This window comes from Arthrobacter sp. MMS24-S77 (genome assembly GCF_054888235.1).
On sequence record NZ_JBTZRN010000001.1, the window covers coordinates 4,815,095 to 4,826,481 of the forward strand.

Here is an 11,387-nt window from a genome sequence, read left to right on the forward strand (position 1 = left end):
GGATCCTCATGTCTACCGACGTCACGTCAGACGCGCACGGCAACCCCGTGCCGGAAACGGGGACAAAAGCCAGCGACAAGATGTCGCGCGAGTCTGTCACCGTTATCGTCACGCTCCTGGTCGCCACCTTCGTGGTGATCCTCAACGAGACCATCATGAACGTCGCCTTGCAGCGGCTCATGACGGACCTCAACGTTGATGCACCCACAGTCCAATGGCTCTCCACTGGATTCATGCTGACCATGGCCGTGGTCATACCCACTACGGGCTTCATCCTCCAGCGGCTCACCACTCGGGCTGCGTTCCTCCTTGCGATCGGACTCTTCAGCGGCGGCACGCTGCTCGCGGCCCTGGCCCCGGGTTTTGGCGTGCTCCTGTTGGCGCGAATCGTCCAGGCGGGTGGCACGGCGATCATGTTGCCGCTGCTCATGACCACCATCTTGACGCTCGTTCCCCTGTCCCGCCGCGGCGCGGTGATGGGCAACGTGACCATCGCGATCTCTGTTGCGCCGGCCTTGGGTCCCACGGTTTCGGGCATCATCCTGGACCACTTCTCGTGGCGATTCATGTTCGTCTTCGTGCTGCCGGTCGCGTTGCTCGCCATGGCCATCGGTGCCCGGTTCCTGACCAACGTGGGTGAACGCGGCAACGTGAAGCTGGACTTCGCCTCGGTGGTCCTGACCGTCCCGGCTTTCGGTGGCCTCGTCTATGGTCTGAGCCAGATCGGTGGCCATGGCGGCGCAAGCGCCTTGCCGATTGCCGCGCTGGTAATCGGCGTTTTGTGCATGGTGGTGTTCGTTTTCCGCCAGCTCAAGTTGCAGAAGTCCGACTCGCCCCTGCTTGACCTGCGGGCTTTCAACTTCCGCATGTTCACCGTGTCGGTCCTCCTCATGGTGGTTGCCATGATGGCCCTCTTCGGCGGAGTGATCCTCCTGCCGCTCTATCTGCAGAATGTCCTTCACCTGCAGCCGATGGAGACCGGCCTGGCGCTCCTTCCGGGAGGCTTGGCGATGGGTTTGCTCGGCCCGGTGGTCGGCAGGCTATTCGACAAAGTCGGTCCTCTCCCGCTCACCGTGACCGGTTCCGTGCTGCTGGTCCTTACGCTGTGGCAGTTCTCGATGCTCACCGCGGGCAGCGCGTTGTGGTGGGTCATTGTTCTTTACGCGGTACTTAGCTTGGGGCTGGCTTTGTTGTTCACGCCGGCGTTCACCACTGGCCTCAACCCGCTCCCGCCGCACCTTTACTCGCATGGCTCGGCCATCATGAGCACGCTGCAGCAGGTGGCGGGCGCTGCTGGCACAGCACTTCTGGTCTCCATCTTCGCCGTGGTGTCGGCCGCGTCCGGTTTTGTGGCTGGCATGCAGGCCGCTTTCCTGACTGCCACTTTGATTGCAGTGGTTGCCGTGGTGCTCTCCACCATGATGCGCAAGACCGAGGGGGCAGCGGGGCACTAGGCCGCTTGCCCACTTGCCCGCTCGCTCTTGCTAGGACCCGACCGCGTGCTTGGGCCCAAGTTTCGCTGGGGCCCGACGGCGCCGCATCACCTTTCGTGATGCGGCGCCGTTCTGCTGCGCGGCGCGGTTAGTTGCTGGTGCGGGTGCGTAGCTGGTTGGCGATGTGACGCACGGCATGTTTGTGGATTGCGACCCAAAAGGCTTCCCGCCTGGTGGCGACGGGCCGAAAATCGCCGTGTTGTAGGGGCTTTTGAGTGCAGGGCGGTGATATCGGAGCGATTTGCCTGCGGCCTTCGGGGTGTGTAAAGTAATTCGAGTCGCCGCCGCTGATGCGGAAAAATTGCGACAGACTCCCTTCCAAATGGAAACCAAATTCTTGGTCCGCTTTCTTGCGTTCCGGTGCGGTTTCCGGGAGTCACGGATGGTGTTTTGTCCGGCGCGGTTCCCGAGTTCGGGAGTTGTGTGGAGAGAGCAAGTCTGGTAACTTTGTGAAGTTGCTCCGGAGCGATCCTGGACCCTTTGGTGGGTGTGGGTGGTGTCGGGTGTGTCTGTTGTTTGAGAACTCAATAGTGTGCCAAGTTTGTTGATACCGGTTTATTTTATATGAATTGGTTGAATTTTGCCGGGCCTTGTCCGCCCCTGTGGGTGGGGTCTGGTATTTTTGGCTGGTTTCAAATTTTGTGCAGCTGCTTCGACCGTTGTTTCCGGTGGTTGTGGTTGTGTCTGTTTTTGTTTTACTTCAACGGAGAGTTTGATCCTGGCTCAGGATGAACGCTGGCGGCGTGCTTAACACATGCAAGTCGAACGATGATCTCCAGCTTGCTGGGGGGATTAGTGGCGAACGGGTGAGTAACACGTGAGTAACCTGCCCTTGACTCTGGGATAAGCCTGGGAAACTGGGTCTAATACCGGATATGACCGTCTGACGCATGTCATGGTGGTGGAAAGCTTTTGCGGTTTTGGATGGACTCGCGGCCTATCAGCTTGTTGGTGGGGTAATGGCCTACCAAGGCGACGACGGGTAGCCGGCCTGAGAGGGTGACCGGCCACACTGGGACTGAGACACGGCCCAGACTCCTACGGGAGGCAGCAGTGGGGAATATTGCACAATGGGCGAAAGCCTGATGCAGCGACGCCGCGTGAGGGATGACGGCCTTCGGGTTGTAAACCTCTTTCAGTAGGGAAGAAGCGAAAGTGACGGTACCTGCAGAAGAAGCGCCGGCTAACTACGTGCCAGCAGCCGCGGTAATACGTAGGGCGCAAGCGTTATCCGGAATTATTGGGCGTAAAGAGCTCGTAGGCGGTTTGTCGCGTCTGCTGTGAAAGACCGGGGCTCAACTCCGGTTCTGCAGTGGGTACGGGCAGACTAGAGTGATGTAGGGGAGACTGGAATTCCTGGTGTAGCGGTGAAATGCGCAGATATCAGGAGGAACACCGATGGCGAAGGCAGGTCTCTGGGCATTAACTGACGCTGAGGAGCGAAAGCATGGGGAGCGAACAGGATTAGATACCCTGGTAGTCCATGCCGTAAACGTTGGGCACTAGGTGTGGGGGACATTCCACGTTTTCCGCGCCGTAGCTAACGCATTAAGTGCCCCGCCTGGGGAGTACGGCCGCAAGGCTAAAACTCAAAGGAATTGACGGGGGCCCGCACAAGCGGCGGAGCATGCGGATTAATTCGATGCAACGCGAAGAACCTTACCAAGGCTTGACATGAACCGGTAACGCCTGGAAACAGGTGCCCCGCTTGCGGTCGGTTTACAGGTGGTGCATGGTTGTCGTCAGCTCGTGTCGTGAGATGTTGGGTTAAGTCCCGCAACGAGCGCAACCCTCGTTCCATGTTGCCAGCACGTAGTGGTGGGGACTCATGGGAGACTGCCGGGGTCAACTCGGAGGAAGGTGGGGACGACGTCAAATCATCATGCCCCTTATGTCTTGGGCTTCACGCATGCTACAATGGCCGGTACAAAGGGTTGCGATACTGTGAGGTGGAGCTAATCCCAAAAAGCCGGTCTCAGTTCGGATTGGGGTCTGCAACTCGACCCCATGAAGTCGGAGTCGCTAGTAATCGCAGATCAGCAACGCTGCGGTGAATACGTTCCCGGGCCTTGTACACACCGCCCGTCAAGTCACGAAAGTTGGTAACACCCGAAGCCGGTGGCCTAACCCTTGTGGGGGGAGCCGTCGAAGGTGGGACCGGCGATTGGGACTAAGTCGTAACAAGGTAGCCGTACCGGAAGGTGCGGCTGGATCACCTCCTTTCTAAGGAGCGCCATTATCATTTCCGTGGTTGCCGCATGGTGGCCGTGGGGGTGTGTGGAAGCAAAGCCCATTGCGCAGGCGTCTGTTCTGCGGTGGGTGCTCATGGGTGGAATATCAGCAGATAGCGGCCGGTTGTTTCTTTCCTGTCCTTAGTACGGATGCTCTTTGAGTGTCCTGGAACGGTGCGGGTGGGGGGTGTCCGGTTTTCGTGTTTGGCACACTGTTGGGTCCTGAGGCAACAGGGCCATGGCCTGCGGGTGTCCTTCTTCTTTTTGGGGGGGCGGTGCGGGGTGTGGGTTTGGTGTTTCCGGTTGTCCTGGCTGCATGTCCTCGTGCGTGGTGGCTGCCCCTTTTTGGTGGGGTGGCTGGTGCGGGGGTGTGGTACGGGGTTGTTGTTTGAGAACTACATAGTGGACGCGAGCATCTGACACGGGCAGGCCCTTGGGGTTTGTCTTGTGTCTACAGCAATTTCTTTTTTTTGAACCCGGCCCTTCTTTTGGGGGGTCTGGTTCTCTCGAGAAGTCTTTGATTTTTGTGTGGTCAAGTTTTTAAGGGCACACGGTGGATGCCTTGGCATTAGGAGCCGAAGAAGGACGTAGGAATCTGCGATAAGCCTGGGGGAGTTGATAACCGAACTTTGATCCCAGGATGTCCGAATGGGGAAACCCCGCCAGGCGCGTTTGCGTGATCTGGTGACCCGCATCTGAACACATAGGGTGCGTGGGGGGAACGCGGGGAAGTGAAACATCTCAGTACCCGCAGGAAGAGAAAACAAGAGTGATTCCGTTAGTAGTGGCGAGCGAACGCGGATGAGGCTAAACCGTTCCATGTGTGATAGCCGGCGGGCGTTGCATGGGCGGGGTTGTGGGACTTTCCGTACTGGTTCTGCCGGACCGGTGGGGTGAGAGCATGAGCATAGGTGAACGGTCTTGAAAGGCCGGCCGTAGAGGGTGTGAGCCCCGTAACCGTAATGTTGTGTGCCGCCTGGAGAGGATCCCAAGTAGCACGGGGCCCGAGAAATCCCGTGCGAATCTGTCAGGACCACCTGATAAGCCTAAATACTTCCTAATGACCGATAGCGGACCAGTACCGTGAGGGAAAGGTGAAAAGTACCCGGGAGGGGAGTGAAACAGTACCTGAAACCGTGTGCTTACAATCCGTCGGAGCAGCCTTGTAGCTGTGACGGCGTGCCTTTTGAAGAATGAGCCTGCGAGTTAGTGTTACGTCGCGAGGTTAACCCGTGTGGGGTAGCCGTAGCGAAAGCGAGTCTGAACAGGGCGAGTGTAGTGGCGTGATCTAGACCCGAAGCGGAGTGATCTACCCATGGCCAGGTTGAAGCGACGGTAAGACGTCGTGGAGGACCGAACCCACTTCAGTTGAAAATGGAGGGGATGAGCTGTGGGTAGGGGTGAAAGGCCAATCAAACTCCGTGATAGCTGGTTCTCCCCGAAATGCATTTAGGTGCAGCGTTGCGTGTTTCTTGCCGGAGGTAGAGCTACTGGATGGCCGATGGGCCCTACAAGGTTACTGACGTCAGCCAAACTCCGAATGCCGGTAAGTGAGAGCGCAGCAGTGAGACTGTGGGGGATAAGCTTCATAGTCGAGAGGGAAACAGCCCAGACCACCAACTAAGGCCCCTAAGCGTGTGCTAAGTGGGAAAGGATGTGGAGTTGCGAAGACAACCAGGAGGTTGGCTTAGAAGCAGCCATCCTTGAAAGAGTGCGTAATAGCTCACTGGTCAAGTGATTCCGCGCCGACAATGTAGCGGGGCTCAAGTACACCGCCGAAGTTGTGGATTTCAGACAGGGACAAGCCTTCGTGGTTCAGTCGTCTGGAGTGGTAGGGGAGCGTCGTGTGGGCGGTGAAGTCGCGGTGTAAACCAGCGGTGGAGCCTACACGAGTGAGAATGCAGGCATGAGTAGCGAAAGACGGGTGAGAAACCCGTCCGCCGAATGATCAAGGGTTCCAGGGTCAAGCTAATCTGCCCTGGGTAAGTCGGGACCTAAGGCGAGGCCGACAGGCGTAGTCGATGGACAACGGGTTGATATTCCCGTACCGGCGAAGGACCGCCCATGCCAAGCGGGGGATACTAACCGCCCGGAGCCTGCCCAAGCACCCTTGTGGTGTGCGGGTTTTGGCCGAGCGCGGGACCTGATCCCGGGAGGTAAGCGTATTAACAGGTGTGACGCAGGAAGGTAGCCGGGCCGGGCGATGGTTGCCCCGGTCTAAGGATGTAGGGTCAGCGATAGGCAAATCCGTCGCTGTGTCTTGGATGACGTTCCTGAGATCTGATGGGACCCCCGTCATGGGGGGATCCGGTGATCCTATGCTGCCTAGAAAAGCATCGGCGCGAGGTCTTAGCCGCCCGTACCCCAAACCGACACAGGTGATCAGGTAGAGAATACCAAGGCGATCGAGAGAATTATGGTTAAGGAACTCGGCAAAATGCCCCCGTAACTTCGGGAGAAGGGGGGCCCCAACCTTGAACACCGCTTGCCGGTGGGAGGGGATCGGGGCCGCAGAGACCAGGGGGAAGCGACTGTTTACTAAAAACACAGGTCCGTGCGAAGTCGCAAGACGATGTATACGGACTGACTCCTGCCCGGTGCTGGAAGGTTAAGAGGACCGGTTAGCCGCAAGGCGAAGCTGAGAATTTAAGCCCCAGTAAACGGCGGTGGTAACTATAACCATCCTAAGGTAGCGAAATTCCTTGTCGGGTAAGTTCCGACCTGCACGAATGGAGTAACGACTTCCCCGCTGTCTCAACCATAAACTCGGCGAAATTGCAGTACGAGTAAAGATGCTCGTTACGCGCAGCAGGACGGAAAGACCCCGAGACCTTTACTATAGTTTGGTATTGGTGTTCGGAGTGGCTTGTGTAGGATAGGTGGGAGACGTTGAAGCCCTCACGCCAGTGGGGGTGGAGTCATCGTTGAAATACCACTCTGGTCACTTTGGACATCTAACTTCGGCCCGTGATCCGGGTCAGGGACAGTGCCTGATGGGTAGTTTAACTGGGGCGGTTGCCTCCTAAAAAGTAACGGAGGCGCCCAAAGGTTCCCTCAGCCTGGTTGGCAATCAGGTGTCGAGTGTAAGTGCACAAGGGAGCTTGACTGTGAGAGAGACATCTCAAGCAGGGACGAAAGTCGGGACTAGTGATCCGGCGGTACATTGTGGAATGGCCGTCGCTCAACGGATAAAAGGTACCTCGGGGATAACAGGCTGATCTTGCCCAAGAGTCCATATCGACGGCATGGTTTGGCACCTCGATGTCGGCTCGTCGCATCCTGGGGCTGGAGTAGGTCCCAAGGGTTGGGCTGTTCGCCCATTAAAGCGGTACGCGAGCTGGGTTTAGAACGTCGTGAGACAGTTCGGTCCCTATCCGCTGCGCGCGCAGGAAATTTGAGAAGGGCTGTCCTTAGTACGAGAGGACCGGGACGGACGAACCTCTGGTGTGTCAGTTGTACTGCCAAGTGCACCGCTGATTAGCTACGTTCGGATGGGATAACCGCTGAAAGCATCTAAGCGGGAAGCTCGCTTCAAGATGAGATTTCCAAACACCTCGTGTGTGAGAGGCCCCCAGCCAGACCACTGGGTTGATAGGCCGGATGTGGAAGACAGGACCAACGACTGTTGAAGCTGACCGGTACTAATAGGCCGACAACTTACACCACACAAACAAAACTGCTTGCGTCCACTATGTGGTTCCCGAACAACAACCCGTTGTTGTCACAGGAACAAACCACAACTGAATAACAACACCACAATGTTGTAACCAGTCTTCCCACCCCCGCACCCAGCGTGCCGGCGGGACGGGTAACAAGGTTACGGCGGTCATAGCGTGGGGGAAACGCCCGGTCCCATTCCGAACCCGGAAGCTAAGACCCACAGCGCCGATGGTACTGCACCCGGGAGGGTGTGGGAGAGTAGGACACCGCCGGACATCTTTCAACGGCGAGGCCCCGACAGCGAATGTCGGGGCCTCGCCCATTAACACACCCTCCCGCCTGGAACCCCCGGCACGCCCAGGAAGTGAGCGGGCGTCCGGCCGGGACCCGCCATACGTGAGCGGGCGCCCCGCCGGCCCGGGCATACCAAACCCCCGCTCACATATCAGCCGGTTCCTACCAACGCCCCATCACATACGCCGACCACGGCCCACGCCGACACGTACAATGTCAGCATGAGTAGCATGCAACAGGTTACTCCCGGGGTGTCACTGACAACACAGGTCACGGAAATGCTGCGCGCGGCAATCACCTCTGGGGAGATGACACCAGGGGAGCACTATTCCGCGATTGGGCTGGCCGAGAGGCTTGGCGTGTCTCGGACGCCGGTGCGTGAGGCCCTGCAGTTGCTCGAAAAAGAAGGCATTGTTCGGATCGAGAAGAACCGCGGTGTTCGGGTACTGCAGATTTCACTTGACGAGATCGTGCAGATCTTTCAGATCCGAATCATTCTCGAGCCTCCCGCCGCAGCTCGGGCCGCCGAGGTTGTCACTAAGAATGATGTTGAGCATTTCCGAGCGCTTCACGGGCGCATCCTGGATGCCGCAGCCGGCGACGATGGTCCCGGCACCCTCCAAGCGGACAAGGAATTCCACCTATTTCTGCTGGGTTTGGCGGGCAACCCGCGGCTAACGGCACTGGATGGTGAGCTGCGTAATCTCGTTCTTGCGCATGGTCTAGTGACCATCCCCTCGGTCCGCAGCAGCCAGGATCTGGCCGATGACCGCCGCGATATTCTTGAGGCATTGGAGCGGAAGGATCCTCAGGCCGCCTCCGCTGCGGTTCGTGAACATGTCACCCGCACTGCGCGACTTCTCATCACAGGCGTGTGCGCCAAGACGCCGGGGCTTTCCGCAGATGCGTATTTGGCGAAGCTGGAACAGCTGACGAAATTCCGTAGCTGACCTTGATTTCTCGAATACTGTTTACAAGCTCTGCCAGTTCCTCTACAGTTGCATGCAACATACAACTATCGGAGGAGATGCAACGTGGCATCCACACCGCAGAGCAATCAAGGCGGACCGCCGCCGTTGGCAGGTATACGGATCGCTGATTTCTCTCGCGTTCTGGCCGGACCGTTGTGCTCAATGATGCTGGCAGACTATGGTGCCGAGGTCATCAAGATAGAGAGCCCCGGCGGCGACGATACCCGTGCATGGATTCCGCCTGTTGCCGCGGACGGCACGGGCACCTATTTCGCGAGCGTCAACCGAAACAAGAGGTCCGCGATCGCCGATCTCACGTCCGACGACGGGCTGAGCTATGCCCGTGGCCTGGTGGCTGGTTGTGACGTCGTCATCGAGAATTTCCGCCCTGGAGTCATGGCGAAATTTGGACTGGATTATCAGACCGTCGCCAAGGATCGGCCGGACATCGTTTACTGCTCTATCTCGGGCTTCGGGACCGGTGCTGGGGCGGATCTGCCCGGTTACGACCTTTTGGTTCAGGCGCTCGGCGGCCTGATGAGCATTACTGGCTTCCCGGAAGGGGAACCTAGCAAGGTTGGGGTCGCCTTGGTCGACGTCCTCGCCGGCCAGAACGCCGTTGCGGGCATCCTGATGGCGCTCCGTGTCCGGGACGCTACTGGGACCGGCCAGCAGGTGCAGGTTGACCTCCTCTCATCGCTACTGGCAGCCCTGGTGAACCAGGGCACCGCGATGTTGGCCACGGGCAACTCACCTGCCAGGTTGGGTAACGCCCATCCGAGTATCGCCCCCTACGAGACCTTTCGCACGGGTGGCGGCACCCTCGCCGTCGCGGTCGGTAACGACCGGCAGTTTGCGGCGCTGGCGTCGGTGCTGGGAATCCCCGGCCTGGCTGAGCAAGCCAGGTTCCTCACTAACGAACGCAGGGTGGGGTCCCGCGCGGAGCTGCGCGCCGTGCTTGAAGGTGCGCTCCTCGCCGACACCGCTTTGCGGTGGCAGAGCAAATTGCTTGCGGCAGGGGTGCCTGCAGGCAAGGTCAACACGGTCGGTGAGGCTTTCGAGCTGGCCGAGAGCCTGGGTTTGGAGCCGTCAGTCGTTGTCACCGATCCCGCCACTGGCCGGGAATCCCAGCAGCTCGCCAGTCCGATCCGGCTGTCCGCAGCCGCGCCGAGCTACCGGCTAGTTCCCCCGGCTCTTGGCGAGCACCAAGGATCCACGTTCGCCCTGGAACTCCCAGCAACTTCCGTGAAAGGTTCATAGATGCCTGACATCAGCGACTTGATTGACATCGATTCCCTACTTAGCGCCGATGAACGTGCGCTCCGCGATTCCGTGCGGTCCTTCGTGGACAGCGAAATCAGGCCGAACATCGCTGGTTGGTACGAAGAGGCCGTCTTCCCGCTTGAAATTGTTCCCGAACTGGCCAAACGGGGCCTCCTCGGCATGCATCTGAAGGGTTACGGCTGTGCCGGCCGATCCGCCGTCGAGTACGGACTGGCCGCCGCCGAACTTGAGGCCGGTGACTCCGGGCTGCGCACTTTCGTCTCGGTACAGGGCTCATTGGCCATGAGCGCCATCTACAAGCACGGTTCGGACGAGCAGAAGGCCGAATGGTTGCCGATGATGGCCAGGGGAGAAGCGATTGGCTGCTTTGGCCTGACTGAACCCACCGCTGGATCGGATCCGGGCAGCATGGCCACCTTTGCGCGCCGCGATGGGAGCGATTGGGTCCTCAACGGATCAAAACGTTGGATCGGTCTGGCGACTGTGGCAAAAGTCGCCATCATTTGGGCCCAGACCGATGGTGGGGTCCGGGGTTTCGTCGTGCCAACCGACGCCCGCGGATTCACGGCCACGCCGATCGGACCGAAATTGTCCATGCGAGCCTCCATTCAATGCGACATCGAATTGTCCGACGTGCGGCTGCCCGGGAACGCGGTGCTGCCCAACGTCGTCGGGCTAAAGGGCCCGCTCTCATGCCTCAACGAAGCCCGCTACGGGATCATCTGGGGCGCCATGGGCGCTGCTCGCGACGCGTTCGAGGCCGCGCTCGACTATTCCAAGGAACGCCTTCAGTTTGGCAAGCCGCTTGCCGGCTACCAGCTGACCCAGCAGAAGTTGGTGGACATGGCTCTGGAGATCAACAAGGGATTCCTCCTTGCCCTTCATCTCGGCCGTAGGAAGGATGCCGGCACGTTGCAGCCGGACCAGATCTCGGTCGGTAAGCTGAACAACTGCCGTGAGGCCATCAAAATTGCCCGCGAGGCGCGGACAATTCTCGGCGGCAACGGAATCACGCTGGACTACTCACCGCTGCGTCACGCGAACAATCTGGAATCCGTTCGTACCTATGAGGGCACCGATGAGGTCCACACACTCGTTCTGGGCAACAAGCTCACCGGCGTCGCCGCCTTCCGCTGAGCGCAGGGCCCGACGGCGGAACTCGAGTTCCGTGGTCGCGTCCTCAGGGCTCGCCGAGCGGGCCCCCGCCGCCCCGTGATTTGAAGAAGCCCAAGGAGTGCCCGGAGGCGGATTTGCGTAGGGTGCGGGAGCCGTGTAATGTCTTCTAAGTCGCCGCGAGGGAGACAGCCTAGAGCTGGGAACCACGGGTGGCCAACCCCTTCGAATTGAGCCTAAAACGGCCGGTGCTTTGTGCGCCGCAATTCGAGGGAGATTCGGGTTGTTCCTTTGAAATCGGTTGAAATGCCAATTTGCAAAGCGGTAATGATTCGGGTAAC

The 11,387-nt window shown here is 59.1% G+C and carries 4 protein-coding genes and 3 rRNA genes; all 7 read left to right on the forward strand.

The features are described 5' to 3' along the window. The first annotated feature begins 8 nt into the window (after positions 1-8). Entirely contained in the window at positions 9-1,454 is a 1,446-nt protein-coding gene (locus ACX5I4_RS22340) for a DHA2 family efflux MFS transporter permease subunit (RefSeq protein ID WP_461838609.1), read from the forward strand. Positions 1,455-2,193: 739 nt separating this feature from the next. Then, positions 2,194-3,716: ribosomal RNA gene (locus tag ACX5I4_RS22345) — 16S ribosomal RNA — on the forward strand. 538 nt (positions 3,717-4,254) lie between these two features. Then, positions 4,255-7,390, forward strand: a 23S ribosomal RNA gene (locus tag ACX5I4_RS22350). 152 nt (positions 7,391-7,542) lie between these two features. Further along, positions 7,543-7,659, forward strand: a 5S ribosomal RNA gene (rrf, locus tag ACX5I4_RS22355). The 16S, 23S and 5S rRNA genes sit together here, the layout of an rRNA operon. A gap of 249 nt (positions 7,660-7,908) precedes the next feature. Beyond that, on the forward strand, positions 7,909-8,628 hold the full coding sequence (locus ACX5I4_RS22360) for a GntR family transcriptional regulator (RefSeq protein ID WP_461838794.1): 720 nt from the start codon (positions 7,909-7,911) through the stop codon (positions 8,626-8,628). A gap of 84 nt (positions 8,629-8,712) precedes the next feature. Then, positions 8,713-9,909 carry a CaiB/BaiF CoA transferase family protein gene (locus ACX5I4_RS22365; protein ID WP_461838610.1) on the forward strand — a complete coding sequence of 399 codons (1,197 nt, stop codon included), beginning with the start codon at positions 8,713-8,715 and terminating at the stop codon, positions 9,907-9,909. Further along, positions 9,910-11,070 carry an acyl-CoA dehydrogenase family protein gene (locus tag ACX5I4_RS22370; RefSeq protein WP_461838611.1) on the forward strand — a complete coding sequence of 387 codons (1,161 nt, stop codon included), beginning with the start codon at positions 9,910-9,912 and terminating at the stop codon, positions 11,068-11,070. It abuts the gene before it with no gap. Positions 11,071-11,387 lie beyond the last annotated feature (317 nt).

What these genes read in the sequence shown, in the direction of transcription:
- ACX5I4_RS22340 (WP_461838609.1), top strand. Translation starts at nt 9, where the DNA reads ATGTCTACCGACGTCACGTCAGACGCGCACGGCAACCCCGTGCCGGAA.
- ACX5I4_RS22360 (WP_461838794.1), top strand. Translation starts at nt 7,909, where the DNA reads ATGCAACAGGTTACTCCCGGGGTGTCACTGACAACACAGGTCACGGAA.
- ACX5I4_RS22370 (WP_461838611.1), top strand. Translation starts at nt 9,910, where the DNA reads ATGCCTGACATCAGCGACTTGATTGACATCGATTCCCTACTTAGCGCC.